At 53.0% G+C, this 23,970-nt stretch carries 22 protein-coding genes; 13 read left to right on the top strand and 9 right to left on the bottom strand.

Annotated elements, in window-relative coordinates:
• Positions 1–17 precede the first annotated feature (17 nt).
• The 5 genes from L0M99_RS02275 to L0M99_RS02255 are packed head-to-tail and all read right to left on the bottom strand — an operon-like array spanning position 18 to position 2,314.
• Positions 18–644 (bottom strand): hypothetical protein, encoded by a 627-nt coding sequence (locus L0M99_RS02275; RefSeq protein WP_238127588.1) that lies wholly within the window; start codon positions 642–644, stop codon positions 18–20.
• A complete protein-coding gene (locus tag L0M99_RS02270) occupies positions 641–1,237 on the bottom strand; it encodes a hypothetical protein (RefSeq protein ID WP_238127587.1) in 597 nt (198 codons plus the stop codon). Before L0M99_RS02270 ends, L0M99_RS02275 begins: the two co-directional genes overlap by 4 nt.
• A complete protein-coding gene (locus tag L0M99_RS02265; RefSeq protein WP_238127586.1) occupies positions 1,234–1,590 on the bottom strand; it encodes a hypothetical protein in 357 nt (118 codons plus the stop codon). The genes L0M99_RS02270 and L0M99_RS02265 overlap by 4 nt, the downstream gene beginning before the upstream one ends.
• A gap of 12 nt (positions 1,591–1,602) precedes the next feature.
• Complete coding sequence (locus L0M99_RS02260; protein WP_024059343.1) at positions 1,603–1,797, bottom strand: hypothetical protein; 195 nt, start codon at positions 1,795–1,797, stop codon at positions 1,603–1,605.
• A 22-nt stretch (positions 1,798–1,819) separates the two neighbouring features.
• Positions 1,820–2,314 carry an Asp23/Gls24 family envelope stress response protein gene (locus tag L0M99_RS02255; protein ID WP_024059342.1) on the bottom strand — a complete coding sequence of 165 codons (495 nt, stop codon included), beginning with the start codon at positions 2,312–2,314 and terminating at the stop codon, positions 1,820–1,822.
• A 177-nt stretch (positions 2,315–2,491) separates the two neighbouring features.
• On the opposite strand from L0M99_RS02255, the gene L0M99_RS02250 reads away from it, so the two are divergent.
• Positions 2,492–3,529 (top strand): hypothetical protein, encoded by a 1,038-nt coding sequence (locus L0M99_RS02250; protein ID WP_238127585.1) that lies wholly within the window; start codon positions 2,492–2,494, stop codon positions 3,527–3,529.
• A gap of 14 nt (positions 3,530–3,543) precedes the next feature.
• On the opposite strand, the gene L0M99_RS02245 is transcribed toward L0M99_RS02250, so the two are convergent.
• Positions 3,544–4,089: a gamma-glutamylcyclotransferase family protein gene (locus L0M99_RS02245; protein WP_024059340.1), complete on the bottom strand. Its 546-nt coding sequence runs from the start codon at positions 4,087–4,089 to the stop codon at positions 3,544–3,546.
• A 294-nt stretch (positions 4,090–4,383) separates the two neighbouring features.
• Between L0M99_RS02245 and L0M99_RS02240 the strand changes: the two genes are divergently transcribed.
• Complete coding sequence (locus L0M99_RS02240) at positions 4,384–4,827, top strand: Hsp20/alpha crystallin family protein (RefSeq protein WP_024059339.1); 444 nt, start codon at positions 4,384–4,386, stop codon at positions 4,825–4,827.
• 104 nt (positions 4,828–4,931) lie between these two features.
• Here L0M99_RS02240 and L0M99_RS02235 read toward each other — a convergent pair whose 3' ends face one another.
• Entirely contained in the window at positions 4,932–5,675 is a 744-nt protein-coding gene (locus tag L0M99_RS02235) for an alpha/beta fold hydrolase (protein ID WP_238127584.1), read from the bottom strand.
• Between the two features lie 189 nt (positions 5,676–5,864).
• Here L0M99_RS02235 and L0M99_RS02230 point away from each other — a divergent pair, with 189 nt between their 5' ends.
• From L0M99_RS02230 to pgi, 4 genes are all read left to right on the top strand, one after another.
• A complete protein-coding gene (locus tag L0M99_RS02230; RefSeq protein ID WP_337954202.1) occupies positions 5,865–7,091 on the top strand; it encodes an NADP-dependent isocitrate dehydrogenase in 1,227 nt (408 codons plus the stop codon).
• A gap of 288 nt (positions 7,092–7,379) precedes the next feature.
• On the top strand, positions 7,380–8,141 hold the full coding sequence (locus L0M99_RS02225; RefSeq protein ID WP_238127582.1) for a substrate-binding domain-containing protein: 762 nt from the start codon (positions 7,380–7,382) through the stop codon (positions 8,139–8,141).
• A gap of 25 nt (positions 8,142–8,166) precedes the next feature.
• The gene (locus L0M99_RS02220; protein ID WP_238127581.1) at positions 8,167–10,431 is read left to right on the top strand and encodes a 6-phosphofructokinase; all 2,265 of its coding nucleotides are present in this window, start codon (positions 8,167–8,169) and stop codon (positions 10,429–10,431) included.
• Between the two features lie 27 nt (positions 10,432–10,458).
• Positions 10,459–12,156, top strand: a complete 1,698-nt coding sequence (pgi, locus tag L0M99_RS02215; RefSeq protein ID WP_238127580.1) for a glucose-6-phosphate isomerase — start codon at positions 10,459–10,461, stop codon at positions 12,154–12,156.
• A 426-nt stretch (positions 12,157–12,582) separates the two neighbouring features.
• Here pgi and L0M99_RS02210 read toward each other — a convergent pair whose 3' ends face one another.
• Both L0M99_RS02210 and L0M99_RS02205 read right to left on the bottom strand, forming a co-directional pair.
• The gene (locus L0M99_RS02210) at positions 12,583–13,431 is read right to left on the bottom strand and encodes an aldo/keto reductase (protein WP_238127579.1); all 849 of its coding nucleotides are present in this window, start codon (positions 13,429–13,431) and stop codon (positions 12,583–12,585) included.
• 261 nt (positions 13,432–13,692) lie between these two features.
• Positions 13,693–14,121 (bottom strand): GNAT family N-acetyltransferase, encoded by a 429-nt coding sequence (locus L0M99_RS02205; protein ID WP_238127578.1) that lies wholly within the window; start codon positions 14,119–14,121, stop codon positions 13,693–13,695.
• Positions 14,122–14,524: 403 nt separating this feature from the next.
• Between L0M99_RS02205 and dnaK the strand changes: the two genes are divergently transcribed.
• From dnaK to L0M99_RS02170, 7 genes are all read left to right on the top strand, one after another.
• Positions 14,525–16,402, top strand: coding sequence for a molecular chaperone DnaK (gene dnaK / locus L0M99_RS02200; protein ID WP_238127577.1), 1,878 nt, complete (start codon positions 14,525–14,527; stop codon positions 16,400–16,402).
• Between the two features lie 105 nt (positions 16,403–16,507).
• Entirely contained in the window at positions 16,508–17,344 is an 837-nt protein-coding gene (gene grpE, locus L0M99_RS02195; RefSeq protein WP_238127576.1) for a nucleotide exchange factor GrpE, read from the top strand.
• Positions 17,345–17,365: 21 nt separating this feature from the next.
• Positions 17,366–18,373 carry a DnaJ C-terminal domain-containing protein gene (locus L0M99_RS02190; RefSeq protein WP_238127575.1) on the top strand — a complete coding sequence of 336 codons (1,008 nt, stop codon included), beginning with the start codon at positions 17,366–17,368 and terminating at the stop codon, positions 18,371–18,373.
• Entirely contained in the window at positions 18,373–18,816 is a 444-nt protein-coding gene (locus L0M99_RS02185) for a heat shock protein transcriptional repressor HspR (RefSeq protein WP_238127574.1), read from the top strand. The genes L0M99_RS02190 and L0M99_RS02185 overlap by 1 nt, the downstream gene beginning before the upstream one ends.
• 39 nt (positions 18,817–18,855) lie before the next feature.
• Positions 18,856–19,833 carry a hypothetical protein gene (locus L0M99_RS02180; RefSeq protein WP_238127573.1) on the top strand — a complete coding sequence of 326 codons (978 nt, stop codon included), beginning with the start codon at positions 18,856–18,858 and terminating at the stop codon, positions 19,831–19,833.
• 233 nt (positions 19,834–20,066) lie between these two features.
• Positions 20,067–22,688, top strand: a complete 2,622-nt coding sequence (gene clpB / locus L0M99_RS02175; RefSeq protein WP_238127572.1) for an ATP-dependent chaperone ClpB — start codon at positions 20,067–20,069, stop codon at positions 22,686–22,688.
• A 285-nt stretch (positions 22,689–22,973) separates the two neighbouring features.
• The gene (locus L0M99_RS02170) at positions 22,974–23,969 is read left to right on the top strand and encodes a TetR/AcrR family transcriptional regulator (protein ID WP_238127571.1); all 996 of its coding nucleotides are present in this window, start codon (positions 22,974–22,976) and stop codon (positions 23,967–23,969) included.
• Position 23,970 lies beyond the last annotated feature (1 nt).

The following is a 23,970-nucleotide window of genomic DNA, read 5'->3' as shown; positions in this document are numbered from 1 at the left end:
TGTTCTCCTTTTATACTCTATGAATCCACGCGGTCCGCAGATCCTAAATTGGTTCGCCAGTTCGTGGTTATTTGCACCAGAATCGGCATTTTTATTCCTAAAACTTGATCTAACTTCGCAATCGCTTGATCAATTTCTATCTTAACTTCGCGAGGGTTCGTTCCCTTGTAAACCGCGGCGGTTAGCGCCAGTCCAGGGCGTTTTTTAACCTCCCAAGAAGAGATTTTTAGAGAGGCAAGGTCGCGACTACTTGCTACTTCACTCTCGATTATGTCCTGGATTAACCCCAATTCGGCAGTAATCTCGCCCTGTTTGTCAGAATCTTTCCCGGCCTTATTTAAAGCCAGCGAGCGAATCTTGCCGCCGCCTTGGGAAAACACCCAGACTATTAGCAACAGGATCACTACGATCACCAAGGCTAGGGCTCCCGCTTGAACTGCGGAAATCTCTCTGCCTTGCACCTGGAAGGTTGACTGTCTAACCAGGTTGCTAAATCCGGACTCTATTTTTGAGCGGTAGTCAAGAAGGCGGCGGTGAATCGAGGCCGAGGTTGCAGCGGAGGTAATTGAAACTCCGGCGGCAAGAAACAGCAAACCAAAAATAAACAGTAAGATCCGATTCAAAGCTCGAGGTAGTTTTTTCACTTTTCGAGCCTCCCTTCGGTAGCGATCTTAACTGCGGTTTTTAGCCGTGGCCTCAGCTGCCAGGAAGCGACCTCTTCGCTTGCCACCTGTTGGATTTGCGCTTGGTCTAAGGTGCGTCCAGTACTAGGGGTAATAGTGCTTACCGAACGTCGTTTATTAACTGCGGTAGAGACGGTTCCTTGTGGCAGACCCGCTTCTTCGCGTACTAAACGAGAAATTCCTGCGGCGACCACACCATCATCAATAACGTAGGCAGCGCGTTCGTCACTTAGGGCGTGTTTACTTAAAGTACCCGGCAGTACCGCTTTAGCCAGCAATAATAATCCGCAGAGGGCTAGCAGCACCCCTACGATAATCGCTAGGGGACGGTGACTATCAGTTAAAGCCGCAAATCCTTGCTGCCACATATCAGCCGGGTTTACCAACAAGGGGTCTTTTCCGGATAACGCCAGCACGCCCTCGGTAGCTAAAAAGCCCAGAACAGCAATTATGATGATCGCTAAAATAATGCTGCTGAAAGCGCGCGAGGAGTGGGTCTGCCGTCTAACCAGATAAGACACGAAAGGTCCGGATTTGCTGGATTGTTTACTCATTGCAGCTGCCTCCGTTCCTGATGCTTATAGATTCCAGTTAATCGCAGATTTACCCGCCCGACTTTCACTCCCGCGATTTTGCCAACGCGGGTAACAATGTCACGCCGCGCCGCGTCCGCCAAGGAAAACACGGAGGTATCGGGGGTGTTAACGATAGTATCTACAACTTGGGAGCTGAGGGGACAAGAAATATCTATGCCCAATAGTCCCTGGTCGTCGCGGGTAGAAACTTTGATTTGCTCACCGGGGACACTGATTCGCTGCGCGGTAGCCGCCTTCGCAATGGTTTGGATAGCGCGCGCAGACACAGTGGTGATTCCCGCAAGTTCTGTTGGTTCCTTATCGGAATTCATTAATCCTCCTTCTTAATCGGAGGTGGTAGTGTGCTTGCCGATTAGGGCTTCACCTACGCCTTTCAGATCTAGCTTTCCCGAAGCAGCCCTGCCTAATACCGCCCCGATGGCCATAAACAGGATGGCGACTAGGAATCCAAAGAATCCGTGAGCTACGGCCATATATGCCAGAAAAGCACCACAAAAAATACCAGCTATGGTGGTCATGTTTTTTCCTTTCCGGCGAAGGTTACTTCAGATCCTTTTTATCCTTCTGGTCTTCGTCTTCTTCATTGTCGTCATCGTCCGGTACATGCACATCCGTAACCTTGATGTTTACTTCGGTAACTTCTAGTCCCACTAGCCCTTCGATAGCCGAGAAAATAGCTTCCCGAACTTTATCGGCTACTTCGTGTACCGGGTAGGGGTATTCCACAATCAACACTACGTCCAATGCGGTTTGCGTCTGCCCAATTTCTACCGAAATACCCTGGGTAATGCTTTCGGAGGCTCCGACTTTGGAACGCAAAGCCCCCAGGGCGCGGGCGGCGGAGTTGCCCAGATCGTAAACTCCGGGGATCTCCTTTATGGCCAGACCAGCAACTTTGGCAACTACCTGGTCGGCAACGGTGGTTAGCCCCTGCCCTTGATCCTCGGCAACGTTATTTGCAGGGATAAGTTCTTTAGCCTCTTCGGCGGTGGGTACTACGGTCGGGGTCTTCTTATCTTGTTTGCTATTTGCCATTATTCCTATCCCTACTTGGTTGGGTGACGTTATGCTTTCAATGGTCTATAACCAGAATTTTTTTGTATTCCTGATCTTTAGTGACCTAGCCTAAGGATATCGGAGTCTGGTTCTCCAAGCGAGCGTTTATGTAAATTCAATGAGCATCTGAACGGGTTTTCCCGGTAGGATCGCCCTATGGCTAACCGACGAATTGAAGAAGAAACCGCTGAGCATAGTAGTGATGCCGCAGATATCAGTACCTTAAGTAAGGCTACCCTTTCACCCTCAGAGAACGGGCAGGAAAATACCACTCTCCCTGCTAATAAGGACGATCGCTCGCAGGTAGATCCCCCCGGCGAGGACGAGCAAGCAGGCAAGCAGGAACCGGCGGAGGAAACCGCTACCAGCGCAGAGGGCAGCGCCGAGGGTGAGATGGACTCTTCTAGCGAGGATCCAGTTACCGAAGGTGAAGATAGCGCTGACGAAGAGTTTCAAGTTCCTGAGATTTTGCCGTTAGCTGGCGGAAAGGAAGCGGCCGCTGAGGTAGATCCCGAAGTCGAGAGCGAAGGGGACAAGCGGGTTTGGGGTAATCAAGTTGGCGGACACGTTGACCGCGATGAACTTGCGGACTCCGAATCTGGTACTGCTTTCAATGTTGATCAGATTGCCCTGAAGAAGACCGGTCAAACTAAGAAAACTCATTCTCGTTCCCGCACCGCTATTTCCTGGACATTGGGGATAGTAGCAATAGTGGCCGCCATCGGGATTGCGCTGTACGCCAGTGGCGTTTGGCAAAAGATTTTTACTCCCACGGGCGCCTCCTCTCCCCAGGAAGGAGCAAAAGCTTATTATGGGGCGCTGCTAGATAAGGATGCGCAAACTATTTGTGCTTTAAGTTCCGAGGAGGCGCGGGGGCAATTGGTACAAGCGATTAGCCAAAAAACCGATGAAAATAGCTTAGATCAGTGCACGCAGGCGGTTGAGAAAACCTTTGCGCAGTCTGCGCAGTCGCCCTCGGTGAAGTTAGCAGACCTGAGGTTCTCTCCGGAGACTAAGGCAGATGTCGACGGGGCGAAAGCAGTATTGATTAAGGATAAGCAGGGTACTCCGCTGCAAATTATGGCTTGGCAGGAAGCGGACGGACGTTGGTTCTTAGCGGGACAAAACTTGCAGCAGAAAGTGATGATGAAGTATCAGCAATCCCTGGTTGCGGGCGCTGAAGGTGGTAAATAGCGGCCAGCTAGGCTTTAGCCGTCTAGCTCGTCCTCGTCGTCGGGGAAACGTTCATCGATGTTAGGGTCTTGCGTGTCTTCGAGGGCGGGGGAGAGCTCCTCCCATTCCTCCTCGTGGTTTTCCCAATCACCGCTGGGGGAGAGCACCAGTTCATCGCGGTGATCGCGGAAGGAGTCCGCGTTAGCCATATAGACATAGGCCTGTACCTGTTGGGTAGGTCCTTCCCAGGTGCTGTCTTTGTCCGGGAATACCTCTACCCGCACGATTTGCCGGGTATACATATTGTTGGGGTCGCCTTCCCCTAAATATCCTTCGTATTCGTCGAGTTCTTCTAGGGTTTCTTCAAATAGGCGTTGTTCGATCAAGAGTACTTGCCCCACAATGCCGGTGCCGCCGATAGAACGGATCGCCATCGGATAGGACGCCCCAATATATAGGGATGCTTCCCGCAAATAGGCCGGGGCGAATTCGGTCACCGCGGCTTTCAGACTAGAGCCAAAGCCGCGAGAACCGAGTTTCAAGGTGCCGTAGACAAATACAGGTAGGTATCGCGTGCTCATGTTCCTATTTTCTCAGTATTGAATAGTTTTAGGGCGTCTTTGGGGCGGCGTTTTGGGTTACCGTCACTGGCGGTTGGGGATAGCAATAGATATTGGCTGTTCAAAGCGGAGAACAGGGGCAAGTGAACGAATTAGGGAGCAGAAAATTTAAAGTTGAGCCTATTAGACTTAACTTTTCGCCTCCAGAATAATTGGCTAGCACTAGAATGTAGAGAGTGCCAAAATAGAGGACGTGAGACCGAGAGAATCTCGGTAAGAAGATTTCCCGCAACTTCGCGGGGGTAAGGAGTAATCATGGTTCGCAGGTATGATCCCTTCCGTCAGATGGAAGCGATTTTTGATGACGCGATGCGCCAAGGGCCTTCCCGGGCAGCTATGCCTCTGGATTTGTATCGTGATGGAGAAAAGTTCATCGCCCTCTTTGATTTGCCGGGGGTGGATCCGGCAAGCGTAGACATCGATATCGAGGATCGCACCCTCACTATTCGTGCCGAGCGCAAATCCCCCGAAATCGCAGGTGCCCAGTGGCTGACTCATGAGCGTCCCTTCGGTACTTTCGCTCGTCAGCTCACCTTAGGGAATGGGGTGGCTCTTGACCAGGTAGAGGCCGAGTATGTGGACGGGGTGCTTAAGCTAGTTATCCCGGTGGCAGAGGAAGCTAAGCCTCGCAAGATTGCAGTCCAGCGCGGCTCTCGTCAGATCGAGGGAAATGCTGAGACTGTCAATAACGCCGACTAAGAGCAGCTGATAGTGTTTTTTTGGGCGGGGACGCAGGTTTCGGGCGTCCCCGCCCTTAAGTTTTTTCTCTATAGTTGCTGGTGACTTCCACAGGTAGTAGCTAACTACCTTTTGTTATTGGTTTGAACGTTGATTTGCGCCGTAAACTCTATGATCTGACTCGCCACGGTGACTGGATCAAATAGTTGCAGGTGATGGCGGGAAGAATCGGCGCGCACTAGGCGGGCGTCAATGGCTCGAGCGTAGGAAGTCAAACCTTGCCAAGTTTTACTACTGCGACGGTGGGCAGCGGAAATCACCAATTGGGGAAGTTGGCGATCCAGTAAATCAATCTCTTGGAGATCTTGCCACGCCAAGTAGAAGGAGGGTTGCTCGCGGGCAGCGCCGCGGTAAATCCAGGCGAGGATCTTTTGCTCCAGCTTTTGATAGAGAGGACTCGCGCCCTCGTTGTTTCCCTCGAAGGAGGGGTCTATCTGTACGATTCCCACAGGCTGCACCCGGGAGGAAGTGGGGGACTTTAATAGTTGTGCTGCCCAAACTCGCACCAGCATTGCCCCATAGGAGTGTCCCACCAGCACCATGGGCAGCGGCTTGTCAAAAGTGGCACCCAGGTGGCGAGCAATTTCTTCCCCGCCCGCTCGCATCTCCGCCACTAGGCTTTGCCAAGTCACTTCCGCGCCCTTTTCGGGGTGCAAAATCGGGGAGCGGGTTGTGCGAGCGCAGTAAAAAGCGCGACAAAGAATCGGGAACGTCAAGTTCCAGCTGCGCATAGACCCGCCCAGTCCGGCCTCTAGCCAGATAAGTGGCTCCGGCTTGGCCGCACAAGTTTTTCCAATCTGCACCCGCATGTAACCAATTTAAGGTAGGAAGCTACTCTGGGCGAAGCGTTTATCGCTGCGCAATGGTAACGGAGTAGGAGCGTCCGGTGCGATCGGCAAAATCGCCTGCCAGTTCACAACGCTAGCCATTGCTAATTTATCTCGATGTCGAGTAAAGTTGATAGTGAGGACTTAAAACTACAGCTTTTGGAGTTATTCATGGCAAAGATCAAAGTAGTCGGCCCGGTCGTCGAACTAGACGGCGATGAAATGACCCGCATCATTTGGCAACAAATCCGCAACGAACTAATCCTTCCCTATCTGGACGTGGATCTTCGTTACTACGACCTCAGCGTAGAGAACCGGGATGCCACCGGTGACCAGGTCACTATTGATGCCGCCAACGCGATTAAAGAACACGGCGTCGGGGTAAAATGTGCAACTATCACCCCTGATGAGGCGCGGGTGGAAGAGTTTGGGCTAAAGAAAATGTGGAAATCGCCCAATGGCACTATCCGCAACATTCTCGGCGGGGTGATTTTCCGCGAACCCATTATCATGAGCAATGTGCCGCGCCTGGTGGGCGGATGGACAAAGCCCATCGTGGTTGCTCGCCATGCCTTCGGTGACCAGTACAAGGCCACTGATTTCAAAATCCCCGGTGCCGGGAGCCTAACCATTACCTTCCAGCCGAAAGATGGATCTGAGCCTATAGAACATACCGTGGTTGAATACCCCGAAGGTGGGGGAGTCGCCATGGGAATGTACAACTTCAATGACTCCATCAAAGATTTCGCTCGCGCTTGTTTCCGCTATGGCCTGCTGCGGGGATACCCGGTTTACCTATCCACCAAGAATACGATTTTGAAGGCCTACGACGGGCAGTTTAAGGATATTTTCGCCGACATCTATGACAGCGAATTCAAAGAGCAATACGAGGAAGCCGGTCTGCACTATGAGCACCGCTTGATTGATGACATGGTGGCTTCTTCCCTTAAATGGGAAGGCGGATATATTTGGGCATGTAAGAACTATGATGGCGATGTTCAGTCCGATACGGTTGCTCAAGGTTTCGGTTCCCTAGGGTTGATGACTTCGGTACTAATGACTCCCGATGGGCGCACTGTCGAGGCCGAAGCAGCGCATGGTACGGTAACTCGGCACTATCGCCGCTGGCAGCGCGGAGAAAAAACCTCCACCAACCCGATTGCCTCAATCTATGCCTGGACGCGCGGTCTGGCTCATCGCGGCAACCTAGACAATACTCCCGAAGTTTCTCACTTCGCGCAGACCTTAGAGGAGGTAATTGTCTCTACTGTTGAAGGCGGGCAAATGACCAAAGACCTAGCTCGCCTAATTGATGAGGATCATCCCTGGTTGGATACCGATGGCTTCATGAATGTGTTGATTGAGAACCTGGCTAAGCGTCTAAAGCAAGATGCCTAAGCTAAAACCCATTTGACCTTGGGGTTTTGACAGGTGACTTAAACCGGGAAATCTCAGATCCTGCCGGTCTATTCGGGGCGGACGCGAAAAAGCAGCGTCCGCCCCGATCTCTTTCGTCTGGTCGATATCAAGAAATAGGTTAGTATTGAGTAGTGAGTTAGATGCTCAGTAACCTAGCGGAATCAGCGTCAACAGAAGGGAGTCACAGTGGCGAAGAACGCTAAGACGCAAGCGAAGCGCTTTCTGTTAGTGAGTCCTCCGATGCCGTATGATTCTCCGTTACTTAGCATGGCAATACGCACCGCCTATGAAATCGCCAAGATGGGATTTGACTTAATCCCTGTCCAGATAGAGACCGATAAACTCGATGTTGATGCTTTGGCAGACAGTGCAAAGCTAATCGGCCCGATTTTGCCGCTAGTTCCCTTTAGTGAAGAACAGAATAAGCAGTTGCAAAGTCTGGGAGTGCAGGTCGAGCCGGCAATTTTTGCTACCGATTCTCCCGCCTATCCAGTGGTGGCAGCGCTATATGGCGCTTCTGGGCGGGCGATGGCGTCCCGAATGGTTTCCTCAGGTCACCGCAACTTGGTGTACCTGTGTTCTTCCGATCCCTTGCTAGAAAACCTTAACCAGTTACGGTATGCCGGAGTGTTGCAAGGGTGTATTTTCGGAGGTTGCCCCACGCCCACCATGCTGACTACCGAATACAATTCTCCCAATCTTTCCGGAGAGTTAGTGCAGCTGTTTTCCAAGAACCCGGGGGTTGACGGGTTTATCTGCCATAACGATTTCCTGGCAATGGAGGTTATCCAGGCGCTGAGAATGTGTGGACGCATGGTTCCCAACGATTGTGCCGTTATCGGCGTAGGTAATGCTCCCGAAGGTCAACTCTTCAACCCGCCACTTACCTCTATCGATTTTAATCCTGAAGTAAGCGGGCAGATTTACGCCCAAGCGCTCGCCAAATTCTTGTCTGGCGAAAAAATCGATGCCCCAGATCCGAAAGAAGTTGACAAAATGATGACGTTGGTTGCCAGGGGAAGCGCCTAGGTACCAGCCTTCCAGAGGAGGAATAATGGGTCAGTCCACAGGTTCCGAACCGAAGCGTCTAGGAGTCTTAACCTCGGGCGGGGATGCCCAGGGGATGAACGCTGCAGTACGTGCGGTAGTGCGAACCGCATTAAAAATGGGTGCGCAGCCCTATGCGATCCTTGAAGGTTGGCAGGGAGCTGTTACCGGCGGTGAGATGATCAAACCGATGGGATGGTCGGATGTATCTAGTGTGCTCAATAAGGGGGGCACGGTAATTGGGACTGCCCGCTGTAAAGAGTTTCGCGAGCGTTCTGGACTGCGTAAAGCCGCTAAAAACCTGGTTCTAAAAGGTATAGATCGCCTGATTTCTATTGGGGGAGATGGCTCCCTAGCCGGTACTAATGAATTTCAAGAAGAGTGGCCCAGTCTCCTGGAAGAACTGGTTCAGGCAGGCGAACTTACCCCCGAACAGGTAGCTGGACACGAAAAGTTGCGGGTAGCCGGTCTGGTTGGTTCTATCGACAATGATTTAGTTGGTTTCGATATGACCATCGGCACTGACTCAGCCTTGCAGCGAATCTTGGCGGCTCTAGATGAGCTTTCTTCTACCGCTGCCTCCCATCGCCGCACTTTCGTCGTAGAAGTTATGGGACGCCATTGCGGATACCTGCCACTGATGAGTGCGGTTGCCCGGGGTTGCGATTATGTGTTCATCCCCGAAGCTCCTCCCGAACAAGGGTGGCAAAAAATTCTGACGAAGAAACTGGAAGCTGGGCGTAAGGCAGGCAGGCGCGAATCCATCGTGTTGGTGGCCGAAGGTGCTATCGATCATCAGGGCAATCCCATTACTGCCAACGATGTGTGCGATGCCCTCGAGCAAGAGACCGGGGAGCGTCCGCATCTGACTATCTTGGGACACGTACAGCGCGGGGGTACGCCCTCAGCCTATGACCGGTGGATGCCTACCGCCCTGGGATATGCGGCAGTGTATGAAGTACTACACCAGGACCAAAACTCTGAGCCGGTGATCATTGGGGCTCGTAATAACCGGGTTGCGCGCTTGCCTTTGATGAAAGCAGTCACCGATACTCGCGCGGTTGCCAAGTTTACGAAAGCACAAGAATACGAAAAGGCAGTTAAGGCGCGAGGATGTTCATTCAGCGAGATGCTGGCCATAAATGAAGTAATGTCGACTCCGCCCCAGCAAGACGAACTACCCGATAATGCCCGGCGGGTAGCCATTATGCATGTAGGCGGACTTGCTCCCGGAATGAATACCGCTGCTAGAGCCGCAGTGCGTCAAGGAATAGACCGTGGGTTTGAAATGCTGGGAATCTACGGTTCCTTTGAAGGACTCATGTCTGGAAAAGTTAAGCAGCTAGCTTGGGAAGACGTTGAAGGTTGGGGCTTTGATGGAGGAGCAGAACTTGGAACTTTGCGCCCTATTCCCCGGGTAGAAGAGTACTACGCAATAGGACGAGCTCTGGAGGAACAGCGCATCGACGCCCTGATCGTAATCGGTGGCTACAACGCCTACCTGTCGATTAATCAGATGCGACAGGAAACCTCCCGCTACCCGGCGTTTAATATTCCGATGATTTGTATTCCGGCATCAATCGACAATAACTTGCCGGGATCTGAGCTTTCTATCGGCGCTGATTCTGCCCTTAATAATGCGGTCTGGGCGTTAGATCGTATCCGTGAATCTGCGGCAGCTTCTCGGCGTTGCTTCGTGGCTGATGCGATGGGTCGCCACTGTGGATACCTATCGTTAATGTCAGGTATCGCCGCGGGAGCCGAGTTGGTCTACCTCGATGAATTCCCCTATGACCTGCAAGATCTAGCGAGCGACGTGAAAATGATGCGGGATTCTTTCCGGGATGGTCGCCGCCTGTGTCTGGTACTACATAATGAAGAAGCCGGAGGCCGGTATGATCGAGAATTCATAGCCTCCGTGTTTGCCCAAGAATCGCAAGGAATGTTCGATGTGCGCCACTCGGCTCTGGGGCACTTGCAGCAAGGGGGAGAGCCTTCGCCCTTTGACCGCATCTTAGCGACTCGCCTGGTGCGGGCAGCGATTGAAGAGCTCAGCGAACAATTTACGCAAAATCGCAGCGAGCCCTTGGGAGTGGGACTGTCGGCTGAAGGGATTGAGTCTTTCCCATTGCTGCAAATGCAGCAAAAGGTTGATCCGCAAGTTCGTCGTCCCCTAAGTCAATGGTGGTTGCCACTGGTTGATATTATTTCGGTGGTTTCCCGTGATGAATGGGATATTGAAGTCCGACCATTGCCAGTAACCGACCTATAACCTAAACCAATTCGAACAGGAGAAAACATGAGCGCTCCGATTGACCCCAGTACCACCCAAGCCTGGCAAGAGTTAACTAATCTTGCCGAATCGTTCAAACCGGATCTTAGCGGTTGGTTTGAACAACAACCAGACCGCGCCGAACAGCTCAGTTTTACTGCCGCGAATTTGCGGGTTGACTTGTCAAAGAACTTGGTAACCGCTCCCATATTGGACGCGCTGGCACGCCTGGCAGCACAAACCAAAGTCGAAGCTCACCGTGATGCCATGTTCGCAGGTGAACATATTAATACCACCGAGGATCGCGCGGTACTCCATACTGCGCTGCGGCGCCCTGGAAGCGACAAGCTGGAGGTTGATGGACAGGATGTTAGCGCCGATGTAGCCGCTGTTCTAGAGCGGGTTTATGCCTTTGCAGAAAAAGTGCGCAGTGGAGCCTGGCTTGGAATTACTGGAAAACCCATCACTACCGTGGTGAATATCGGAATCGGAGGTTCGGATTTAGGTCCTGCCATGGCCTACGAGGCATTGCTTCCCTATGTTAAACCCGGACTGGAGTGCCGCTTCGTATCTAATATTGATCCTACGGATCTATGCGAAAAAGTGAAGGACTTGGATCCCGAAGCCACCTTGTTTATTGTGGCTTCCAAGACTTTCACCACTTTGGAAACCCTCACCAATGCCCGCGCCGCCCGCGGCTGGCTCCTGGATCAACTGGCTGCGCGGGGAATCTGGGAAGGTAAAGATAGCGGATCGCAGCTTAGCGATGAAGACTCCCGGCAGGCAGTATCCAAGCATTTCGTGGCGGTGTCTACCAATCTTGAGGCAGTAGCCGAATTTGGTATTGACCCAGATAATGCCTTTGGTTTTTGGAATTGGGTAGGAGGACGTTACTCGGTAGATTCCGCAGTCGGCACCGCCCTGGCGGTCGCGATTGGTAAAGAAGGATTCTCCGATTTTCTATCCGGTATGTACGCTATGGACGAGCATTTCCGAACGACTCCGCTCAGTGAGAATGTTCCTATGCTGATGGGACTAATCAACGTGTGGTACCGCAACTTCCTACACGCTCCTACCCACGCGGTCTTGCCCTATTCGCAATATCTACACCGTTTCCCGGCCTACCTGCAGCAACTAACTATGGAATCCAATGGTAAGGCCGTACGCTGGGATGGGGAAGCGGTAAGCTACGATACTGGTGAAATCTTCTGGGGAGAGCCCGGTACTAACGGGCAACACGCTTTTTACCAGCTGATCCACCAGGGTACCCAAATGATTCCCGCCGACTTTATCGCTTTCGCCAACCCCACCTGGCCACTCAAAGACGGTGACAATGATCAGCACGAGTTGTTCTTAGGTAATTTCTTCGCCCAAACCCAGGCGCTAGCCTTTGGCAAGACCGCTGATCAGGTACGTGCCGAGGGTACTGCGGAACCTATCGTCCCTGCGCGAGTCTTCCCTGGAAACAAACCGTCAACCTCGATCATGGCGCCGCGGCTAACCCCCTCGGTACTGGGGCAGCTGATCGCCCTCTACGAACACATCACCTTTACCCAAGGGGTAGTGTGGGGGATTAACAGTTTCGACCAGTGGGGTGTAGAACTGGGCAAACAGCTCGCCAAGGCGCTTACTCCCGCAATTGCCGGTGACCAGGAGGTCTTAGCGCAACAGGATCCTTCTACGAAAGCGCTGATCAACTACTACCACGCCCATCGCGAAAACTAGCCTGTATTAACGCAATTAGGTTAAGCGGGGGATAGGAGTTTTGCGTTTGAGCGCGAGGGTAGCGGGTTGGTGCGCTAAAAGCGCTCGGGGCTCTGGTGAGCCTTGCTTCGCTCGGCTCAAGTCGCCCTCTCGCATCTTTTAGCGCGCCAACCGTAAGGTCTTGCCTAGGGGCTGGTATGCGCCCGTTTTGGCGCAACATAGCAGCCTGGTTTGTTTCAGCTGTGCGCGGGGGCTAGGTTTTATCCGAGTCGGCTAGGCGGGCGCAAATTTTGGAAAACGTCGCTACGTTTTCCAAAATTTTGGGCAGGAGGAAAAATCTAGCCCCCGCGTACTTCTACCGCACCAACCTATTACCGGGAATGGCGATAACTGTTCGTCAGGTGGGAGGAAAAATCTAGGCCACGCGTTGTTGGCAGATATAGAGGTTTAGAGACGATCCATGGTGTCGGGGTGGGAACCGGAGCGGCCGGCCTCGCCCTTATCCAAAGAATCCAGATCAGCTTTAGCCTGTTCATCTAGTTGGAAATCAAAAATATCCAAGTTTTCCTTAATGCGGTCGGGGTGAACCGACTTGGGGAAGAGGACGTCTCCGCGTTCAATGCCCCAACGCAGTACTACCTGGGCAGGTGTTTTCCCGAGGCGAGAAGCTGCCGCAACTACTTTTTCTTCTCCTAAAACATTGCCGCGAGCTAGTGGTGACCAGGCTTCGGTTACGATCTGGTGTTTACTATGGAACGCACGCAGCTCGTTATTGGCAAACTGGGGGTGAATCTCTACCTGGTTGACCGCCGGGGTTACTCCCGTCTCTGCAATCAAACGCTCCAGGTGGTTGATCTGGAAGTTAGAAACCCCCACGGTACGGGCGGTCTTATCGAACTGGAACTCCAGAAGAGTGCGCCAAGTCTGCACGAAATCTCCCCCATAAAGGGTGGGAAGCGGCCAGTGGATCAAAAATAGATCCACATAGTCGGTGCGTAAATCTTCCAGACTCTGCTGGAAAGACTTCCGGGCGTCCTCCGGTAGGTGCTTGTCGTTATTAAGTTTGGTGGTCAAGAAAATCTCGTCGCGGTCAATCCCCGATTCTTCAATGGCGCGTCCCACTTCTGCCTCATTGTGGTACATCTGCGCGGTATCGATGTGGCGAATGCCGAGATCCAAAGCGTATTTAACAGCATCTACGCAGTCTTCTGGGGCGATTTTGTAAGTTCCAAAACCAAATTGCGGAATCTGATATCCGGTGGAAAGTTCCACACTGGGAATGGACAGGGCGCTCATGTAATCATTCCTTATTTCTCGACTTCTTTTGCCCCTATTGTTACCTGATCCCTACTGTCTTTGGGTAACATTGCTAGCTAACTCACGCTTTAGGCCGAAAGTCTATTCGGAGAAAACCGGATTAAAATGGGTTTACCAGCAAATATGGCTATCCAAATCGTTAATGTGTTTTTTCTTGCATCGCAGGGCAAATCCTGCTGGCGTCCTCACAGTTGTCAGTTTTGCTAGCTAGACGTATGCGCAGAAATATGGGAGACCAAATTATCCCGCGTAACGGTAAACATTGGTTTCGCGCTGTTTAAATCCGCAGCGCCGATATAGCCGGTTGGCAGCTTCGCGCGAGGGACGGGAGGTGAGATCCACGGTTTTAGCTCCGACCTTTTTGGCCTGGCGCACTGCTGCCTCTACTAGTTTTTGCCCCGCTCCCTGGCCACGGGCAGCTGCATCCACCACTACGTCCTCGATCCAAGCCCGCTTACCGGTGGGGATTTTGAAGGTTGCTAAGGAGAGCATCCCTAGAATTTTTCCCTCTTCGGAGCGAAAGACTAACAGATAAACCCCCTCTTGGTCGCAGAATTCTTTTATCTGCTGGGGGCTCAGCTGCTTGGCAGACTGCGAAAGCTGGGGGAGGAGCCGAGAAAATGCCTCTACGAGTTCGTCGCTAAACTCTGTAACCAGTTCTACTGCCATGATTTCTCCTTTACTGCGCGGAAGGCTCTTACCTAGAAAAGATATACGCTCCCAGCGCAATTTGGGAAGTAACTTGACCTTAGCGGGCTAAATTTTGGGAATTAGTTGGTCGTGACCGAGTTTTGTTTAGGGTAAAACCCCAGTTTGGCGCACTTTTAAGGGCTTTTCTTAAAAATATTTAGAAATAGGGGAATAAAAGTTACGCATTTAAAGTTGAGTTAAGTAGACTCAGGTTTTGAAGGTTCGGCTTGATACTCCGCCAGTATTTGGTAGCCTTGAGCGTGTAAGGCTCAAGGTTTATGAAATCTGATCGGAAGGCGTCAAGACTGAAACAAGCGGGCGTCAGCCGCCAGAGCCTAGAGCTAGTAAGACCAACTAAATACATTCGTAGGAAGGAAAGATCATGGCACGTGCAGTAGGTATTGACTTGGGCACCACCAACTCCGCGATTGCGGTTCTAGAAGGTGGGCAGCCCACTATTGTCGCCAATGCGGAAGGCCAGCGCACCACCCCCTCGGTAGTGGCATTCTCTAAGGCTGGGGAAGTGCTGGTGGGCGAAGTTGCCAAACGGCAGGCGGTAACTAACGTAGATCGCACCATTGCCTCCGTGAAGCGTCATATGGGAGACAGCTCCTGGAAAGTAAAAATTGACGATAAAGAATACACCCCCCAGCAGATCAGTGCCTTCATTTTGGGCAAGCTGAAGAAAGATGCTGAAGAGTACCTAGGGGACTCGGTGCAGGACGCGGTAATCACCGTGCCGGCGTACTTCAATGATGCGCAGCGTCAGGCAACCAAAGACGCCGGTAAAATTGCGGGACTAAACGTACTGCGTTTGGTAAACGAGCCCACCGCCGCGGCTCTTGCCTACGGACTAGAAAAGAGCGAAAAGGACGAATCCATCCTGGTATTTGACCTTGGTGGCGGTACGTTTGACGTTTCCTTGCTGGAAGTAATGAAGGATGAGGACGGCTTTTCCACTATCGAGGTGCGTGCTACTAACGGTGATAACCGCCTCGGTGGTGACGACTGGGATCAGCGGATCGTGGATTGGCTAATCGGTACCGTTAAAACCAATACCGGTGTGGATTTGTCGAATGACAAGATCGCGATTCAGCGCCTACGCGATGCCGCCGAGCAAGCCAAGAAGGAACTATCTTCGGCGACCTCTACCCAGATTTCTCTGCAGTACCTGTCGATGGCCGAATCTGGCCCGGTGCACCTAGATGAGCGCCTCACTCGCGCTCACTTCGAAGAAATGACCCAGGATCTGCTGGAACGCACCCGCAAGCCCTTCGAGCAGGTAATCGCGGATGCCAAGATCCACGTATCAGATATTGACCACGTGGTGCTAGTGGGTGGCTCCACCCGGATGCCGGCAGTAGCCGAGATGGTAAAGACCTTGACCGGTGGAAAAGAAGCCAATAAGTCGGTTAACCCCGATGAAGTGGTAGCCACTGGTGCCGCCCTACAAACCGGGATTATCCAGGGAGATCGTAGCGACGTCCTCCTAATTGATGTCACCCCCTTGTCGCTAGGAATCGAAACCAAGGGTGGGGTAATGACTACCCTGATTAAGCGCAATAGCGCGATTCCTACCAAGCATTCGGAGATTTTCTCAACTGCGGAAGATAACCAGGATTCGGTGCTAATCCAGGTGTTCCAAGGGGAGCGTACCTTTACCCGCGATAACAAGTCGCTAGGTACTTTCCAGCTGACCGGGATTCTGCCGGCGCCGATGGGAGTTCCTCGGATTGAGGTCACTTTCGATATCGACACCAACGGGATTGTGCACGTATCGGCGAAAGACCAGAACACCAATAAAGAACAGTCAATGACTATTTCTGGGGGGTCGGCGCTTTCGAAAGAAGAGATCGACCGCATGGTTAAAGAGGCCGAAGCACACGCAGAAGAAGATGAGAAACGGCGTGAAGAAGCCGATTTGCGTAACTCGGCGGAACAGACGGTTTACTCAATCGAGAAACTGCTAAAAGATAACGCCGAAAAACTGCCTGAGGAAATCGCTAAAGAGGTACGGGAAGCCTCCGATAAGGTTAAGCAGGCTTTGGAGGGCGAAGACATCGAGGCCGTGAAGACAGCGATGGAAGAACTGAACACCAAGTCGCAAAAGATTGGGGAAACTCTCTACGCCCAGACCCAGGCTGAGGCAGCACAAAGCCAGTCTGAATCTGGCACTTCCGGTGCTGAGGATGCTGGAGCTGGGGCAGAAGATGACGTAATCGATGCGGAAGTAGTCGACGAAGAGGACGAAAACAAGTAACTGTTTAGTCTCAAACTGTCTGGGGCGCTCGCGAAAGTGGGCGCCCCATCGGCAGGAGGTAAGAATTTGGATCAGCAAAATGGGAAACGGAGGATAAAGATCAAGGTGAAAGACCCATTGCATCCCACTTCGGAACCAGAGCCAGAGAATCAGGACGATTCTTCCGCCTCGCAGGCAGACCAAGCGCAACCAACGGGTAAGCCGGAAGTAACCGCTAACGGCCAAGAGGGGCGGGCGGAAGCTTCCCCGGCGGCAGATGCTAGCGCCGCTAATGCAAAGCCGGAAACGGGCGCTGAGAAAGACTTGGATGTCTTCCAGGAATCGGCGCCTGCAGGCAGTGAAACAGCAAAGGAAGCCGAAAAATCGGAAGATAATGCAACTTTCGTTGATCTCGCCGCACGCCTGGGAGAAGAAATCGCAGATACCCCGGCTCCGACCGAAGAGGCCGGTAGTGTGCCGGCAGAAACGGAAGCGGATTCGGAGTCTACTTCGGAGGTTGACCAGCTTAAAGCCCAGGTGGCAGAGCTTGCCGAACAGCTTGCGCGCGCAAGAGCGGAAACCTATAACTTACAGCAGGAATACTCCGGGTATGTCAAGCGCAGTAAGTCAGATATGTCGGCTCATCATAGCGAGGGGCAAAAAGCGGTCTTGCAGGTACTGCTGGGCGTCCTCGACGATGTACAAGCAGCTCGCGATGCCGGAGACCTAAAAGGCCCCTTTGAAGCAATTGCGAAGAAACTAGAAAATACCCTGGAAACCAACTTTGGGCTAACTCGCTACGGCAGCGTGGGGGAGGAATTCGACCCGAACGTGCATGAAGCCCTGATGGCGCAAAGTGGTGGGGAGGGCGAACCCAGTATCGCCCAGGTGCTCCAGCCCGGGTATAAAGTGGGCGAAAATGTCTTACGGGCAACGAAAGTAATAGTCAATAACCCAGATTAGGGATTAAGGAGGTGAGCATTCATGGCGGGACAAGATTGGATAGGCAAAGATTTTTACGGCACCCTGGGGGTGTCAAAAAAAGCAGATCAATTAGCCATTAAGAAGGCTTACCGGAAGCTCGCACGTAAATACCATCCCGATCAAAACCCCGGCGATAAAGCTGCCGAAGAAAAGTTTAAAGCGATCGGGGAAGCCTATCAGGTGCTGTCTGACCCGGAGCAAAAGCGCCAGTATGACGCGATTCGCGCTATGGCGGGCGGTGGTGCCCGTTTCAGCGCCGGCCCCGCTTCAGGTCGTGGTGGGGCCGGAGGCTTCGAAGACGTATTAGGCGCTATGTTTGGGGGCGGAACCGCTCCCGGGGCCGGCTCCGCTAGGATCAACCTGGGAGAAGGCGACCTCGGCTCCATGTTTAGTTCTCTGTTTTCGTCAGGAGGGCGCGCCAGTTATGGGGCGCCCGGTTCCTTCGGCGCGGGGCCGGGCGGCTTCCCCGGTGGGGGTAAAGGTCAAGATTTGGCCGCGGAAGTCACCTTAGATTTTCCCACCGCTATCGCCGGGAGCACCATGAAGCTGACGGTGGATGGCAAGAGTATGACCGTGCGCATTCCCGGCAAGATCCGTGATGGTAAGAAGCTGCGTCTGCGCGGGAAAGGGCGACCGGGTCCAGCAGGGAACGGTGACCTGGTAGTAACGGTGCATGTAAAGCCGGATCCGGTATATTCCTTCGACGGGAAGGCTTTGCAAATGCGCCTGCCGGTGACTGCGGCAGAAGCGCTGGCAGGTGCCACGGTGAAAGTGCCCCTGCTCGGAGGTAAAACAGCCACCATCAAGATTCCTACCGGGGCTGATTCGGGCACTAAACTGCGTTTGCGCGGAAAAGGACTAAATGGTTTAGATGTGGTGGCTACCGTCCAGATAGTTAACCCGCGTAAGCCCTCTAGCCGGGTAGTTGATATTGCCCATCAGTTAGGGGAAGCAATCCGGGCAGATCATCCCGGTTTCGATCCTCGTTTGGGTCTTGAGAAAAGCTAATGGCGCGATCAATGGAAACCCTCTATGTGATCTCGGTAGCCGCAGAGTTGGCGGGGATGCATCCGCAAACTCTGCGGCAATATGACCGTATCGGGCTAGTTATCCCTAAGCGCACCAAAGGCAGGGGGCGGCGTTATAGCGCCGAAGATATCGCGGAACTGCGAGAAATCCAGCGGCTGTCCCAAGAAGAAGGCATTAACCTGGCGGGCATTAAACGCCTGCTGGAGTTGCGGCGCGATGCTGCTCGCTTAGCTGCAGAAAATCAACGTTTGCGGCAGAGATTAGCTGTTTATGAACGAGGACGCGGACGAGTGTTTTCAGCCGCGCCCACCGGTGAAGTGTCTCCGCTTACTAAGTTCCCGCTCTCACGGGTAGTGCGGGGGCAGGAACTGGTTCCCTATCTGCCAGGGCAAATGATCATTTGGGGCGAAAATCGGGGCTAGCGCTTACAATAGGGCTCAGGCTAATCAATGGGAGGAACTATGGGCGAAACCCCTAACAGGTACGGCGCGCACTCTAGGGAACAGGAACAATGGGTGTTGAATGGCGAGTTGCATTCTGGTACCCCGGCCACGCAGCGACAAGGGGAAGCGTCGGCCTCCTCTCATCCGACCTCTTCTGCGGGGCAAATGCCCAAGCCAGAAGCAGCTAACAGGGAAAGTAATGCCGGCTTTGGGGGAACAAATGGTTCTTCGCCGGACTTTGGGGCAGAACCCTCTCAGTCTCCGTCTTTCTCGCAGCCGCAACGTAAGTTTCCCGTTCCTCCCGGTTACGGGGGGAATGAGTCTTGGAATACCCCCTCGCAAATGCCCCGATCTGGCGGGCCGGGGGATATGGCGCCGGGCAGCTTTTCTGGCCTAGGTGACAATCCGGATACACCGCCGAAAACTCCAAAATCTCGCGCTGTGCCCATCACTATTTTGGTAGTGGGAATCGTGTTGATGCTAGTGGTAGCGCCGATTACTTTAGTTACGATGCTAGTGGTTTATGGTCTGCAAGTAGATTCCAAGATGGAGACCCACCCAGGGGTTAGTTCTATCACCCGAACTGCGGACTACCAGGGAACTTCACTGCTGATTGTGGAAGCCTCTAACGGCGGTAACGTGCGCTGTGACGCTACTTTTAATGGAGATAAGATTGAGTCCCTATCCGGGGATAATAGTTTTGTTTCTGGTTTTGCCTCCGACCCGGAGAATGATGCGCAGCACACCTTTATTTACAACCTCAATTCTCAAGGAACCTTGAAGGTTAAGTGCGAGCCTATCGGTGATAAAGAGGCTGTTATCTCCTCAATTTCTATTCTTCCTAACCTTTCCTTCGCTCCAGTGATTGCGGCTTTAGTGGTGCCCACGGTTATCGGCTTTACTGGCGTCGGGTTGTTGATCTGGGGGATCGTTTGGACGGTCAAACGCGGTCGAGATAACCGTCAAGCGTTAATAAATAACTCCTACTATCGGTAGTCTTGCGGCTTAAAGTCTATTTTTCTTCACTGCTGCCGGCGCTTCCTTGGTGGAGTGGGGCATAGACGTGCTTGCTTGCGGGTTTCCCCTGCCGATTTTGGCGACAGAAAATGTCGTTAGTAAGGGACTAAACCAAAAAAATATAAAGTTGAGTGGAATAAACTCAACTTTTGGGGTGTTGGACTAAATAACAACACCCCATCCCACCCGGATGGGAATACGGGAGGAAATAAATGGAAACAAAACTTACGATTAAATCACAGGCTGCCTTAGGGGATGCGGTACAAACCGCGCAGGCCAATAAAAATCCCCAGGTAGAGCCAGAACATCTCTTAAATGCCCTGCTGGGGCAAACCGACTCGATAGCCTTTGCGCTACTGGAGGCGGTAGTACCAAATCGTACCCAACAGATTAACGCGCCCCTGCATCGAATGCTGGGAAATCTGCCCAGCGTAAGTGGTAGCTCGGTGGGGGAAGTGCAAACTTCCCTGGCTATGCGGCGGGTTATTAATAAAGCCGGAGATTTAGCGCGAGAACTGACCGACGAATACGTATCCACCGAACACCTGTTAATCGCCCTCGCAGATGAATCTGAAGGGGAAACCGCCGTTAGCCGTCTGCTAAATAGTGCAGGCGCGAGCGTAAAAGCGCTGCGCGAAAAGCTTAAGGAAATTCGTAAGGATCCGGTTACTTCCGAAGACCCGGAAGCCTCTTTCGATGCCTTGAAAAAATATGGTCGCGACCTCACGGAAGTAGCCCGCAGCGGCAAACTCGATCCGGTAATCGGACGGGATAAAGAAATCCGGCGGGTAATCCAAGTGCTCTCGCGGCGTACCAAAAACAACCCGGTACTAATCGGAGAGGCCGGGGTAGGTAAAACCGCAGTGGTAGAAGGACTAGCGCAGCGGATTGTAGCCGGTGACGTTCCCCAGTCTTTACAAAATAAGAAACTGATTAGCCTAGATTTAGGAGCGATGGTTGCCGGCGCCAAATACCGTGGCGAGTTTGAAGAGCGTCTCAAGGCCGTCCTCGAAGAAATCAAGAACGCTGGCGGGGAAGTCATCACTTTTATTGACGAGCTGCACACGGTAGTAGGAGCCGGCGGCGGCTCCGAGGGCGCGATGGACGCCGGCAACATGATTAAACCCATGCTGGCACGCGGTGAGCTGCGGATGGTGGGAGCCACCACCCTGGACGAATACCGGCAAAATATCGAGAAAGACCCGGCGCTAGAGCGCCGCTTCCAACAGGTGTTCGTAGCCGAACCCTCGGTAGAAGACACGGTAGCGATTCTGCGCGGGATCGCCCCCAAGTACGAGGCGCACCATAAGGTCACGATTACCGATGGGGCGCTGGTGGCGGCGGCGAAACTTTCGGATCGCTATATCACCGACCGCAACTTGCCGGATAAAGCCATTGACCTGATTGATGAGGCCGCTTCTCGGCTGCGGATGGAGCTAGATTCCAGTCCGGTGGAGGTAGACGAAAAACGCCGTCAGGTTGACCGGCTGAAAATGGAAGAAGCCTATCTGGCCGACTCTGAGGGCGAAGGCCTAGATGAGCAGACCAAATCCCGGCTAGCAGATTTGCGCGCGGAGATCGGCAAGCAGCAACAAGTCTTGGATGAACTCAATGTGCGCTGGGAATCTGAAAAAGCCTCCCGCAATAAAGTGGGGGATCTGCGCGCCCAACTCGATAAGCTAAACACCCAGTTAGAGCGGGCGATGCGTAGTGGCGATTGGGAAAGTGCCGGACGGCTGCAAAATGGAGAAATCCCGCAAATCCAGGCCGCGATTGCCGCTGCCGAAAAGCAGGAGCAGGAAAGCGATGGTTTAGAGGCCATGGTGGTGGACAAAGTCGGTCCTACCGAAGTCGCCGAAGTGGTGGAGTCCTGGACCGGTATCCCTACCGGAAAAATGCTGCAAACCGAAACTGACAAGCTCTTACATATGGAAACCGAGATTGGTAAACGGCTAATCGGGCAAGAGCAAGCGGTGCAGGCGGTGGCAGATGCGGTGCGGCGCTCGCGGGCGGGCGTCTCCGACCCCAATCGTCCCACGGGCTCATTCCTGTTCCTCGGACCTACCGGGGTGGGCAAGACCGAGCTTGCCAAGTCCTTAGCGGCCTTCCTCTTTGATGATCCCACCGCGATGGTGCGCATCGATATGAGCGAATACGGAGAAAAACACTCGGTATCACGCCTGATCGGAGCCCCTCCCGGATATGTGGGTTATGAAGAGGGCGGCCAGCTTACGGAGGCAGTGCGGCGGCGTCCCTATTCGGTGATTTTGCTCGATGAAGTGGAAAAGGCGCATCCGGAAATCTTCCATGTGCTGCTGCAAGTGCTAGATGATGGTCGCCTTACTGATGGGCAAGGCCGGGTAGTGGATTTTCGCAACACAATTTTGGTGCTCACCTCTAACCTGGGTTCGCAGTATTTGACGCAGCCGGATATAAGCGAGGACGAGAAAGAACGTCTCGTGAAAGAAGCGGTCAATGCCAATTTCCGACCCGAGTTCTTGAACCGCTTGGACGAGATTCTGATTTTCCAGCCCCTTAGCCGCACCCAGCTAGCTAAAATCGTGGATTTGCAGCTGGCGCAGGTCATGGAGCGGCTAGCGTCTCGCCGGTTGCAGCTGGAGGTTAGTGAGGACGCGAAGAATTGGCTGGCTAATCGGGGCTATGACCCGGCATTCGGAGCACGTCCATTGCGCCGCCTAATTCAAAGCGAAATCGGTGACCAGCTGGCGCAAGGACTGTTGTCCGGAAAATGGGAGGATGGCTCGGTTATCAAGGTCACAGTGCCACTCCAGCAGGCAGTTCCGGCGGGAAGATTTCATCTTCAGCTAAGTTAATGACATAGTGTCAGCAAAGCGGCGCCGGGGGCGGAAGTTCCCGGCGCCTCGTTTTGCTATTTATTTACTAAAAACTGGCGATTATCTGAAGTGTGTCGCTACTTTCGTTAGAAAAAGTAAATAAAGTCTTAATATGGTCTTCGTTTATGTAATTCGCTTACGAAATCTGGTCGATTTGTTAGGTGGTTTGAGGGGAAAAACTGTATCCTAGTTAGAGCTTGGGTTTTTTGTGCCCAGATATAGAAAAGATAATAGGCGGTAGGCAAAAGGGAGGGGGATGCCCAGGTGCCCAAACCAGCACACAAGAGCGGGGAGCGCGGGCCTTACGCCGGTGGCGTAGCTCGACGCGAAGCCATACTTGACGCAACCGTAGACATGATTGCAGAAGTTGGCTACCACGGCCTATCTATGCGCGATGTGGCTCGCCGTGTTGGTATTTCCCATCCCGGGGTTATCTATCACTTCCCCTCCAAAGAAGCCCTACTCATGGCGGTTATTGAACGCTACGAGGATCGCTCTAACTTCGACGTGCAGGCTATGCGACATATGCAGCCTTTCGAAGTGTTCAACGCCTTCACTGAACTTTCTACAGAACTCAGCTCTAACCCCACGATCGTGGAAATGGAGTGCATGCTTTCGGTGGAAGCCTCTAATGAGGTGCACCCCGCCCATGATCACTTCGCAGCCCGATTTGAAGGCTTGCAAAGTGTGCTGACTAGCGCATTTAGTCAGCTACAAACAGACGATCTGATTAACAAGGATGCCGATCCGAAGACACTGGCGCATTCCCTTCTGGCCGAATGGTACGGCCTGCACATCCAGTGGCTCTACAACAGGGATGGGGTAGATGTGGTCGCTTCCCTCACTAACTTGATTATCAATCAGGTCGATCTTTCCAACCCCAAGGCACTTCGTGCCATCATGTCCAGCGGTTTTGCTACCCCCTCGGCAATGGCCGCTATCGAACAGGTGGCTGGGTTTACCTTGGAAGATTTGTTGGAAAAGGGATACATCAGCCTTTCCTCCCAAGAAATGGAGAAATACGGTCTTTCGGACGTTCCCGAGGACATTCTGGACAAGATTGTTCGTTCCGGCATCCTGAATGCCAACGACCTAGAGTACGCGCAAGAGAACCAGGCTCTCAGTATCGACTTGCTGGGACGCTTGGTTATCAACAGTGTTCTCGAAACCGAGGAATACAACACCTTGGCGGATGTTGGCGTCGTGCCGCGTGAAGCGGTGGCGGCACTTACCGCAGTTATGGCAGCTCGCCCCTTCTAGG

It is taken from the genome of Varibaculum cambriense (genome assembly GCF_022133705.1).
Taxonomy (GTDB): Bacteria; Actinomycetota; Actinomycetes; order Actinomycetales; family Actinomycetaceae; genus Varibaculum; species Varibaculum cambriense_A.
The sequence above is the reverse complement of the archived record's forward strand: the minus strand, read 5'-3'. Positions and strand labels throughout refer to the sequence as shown.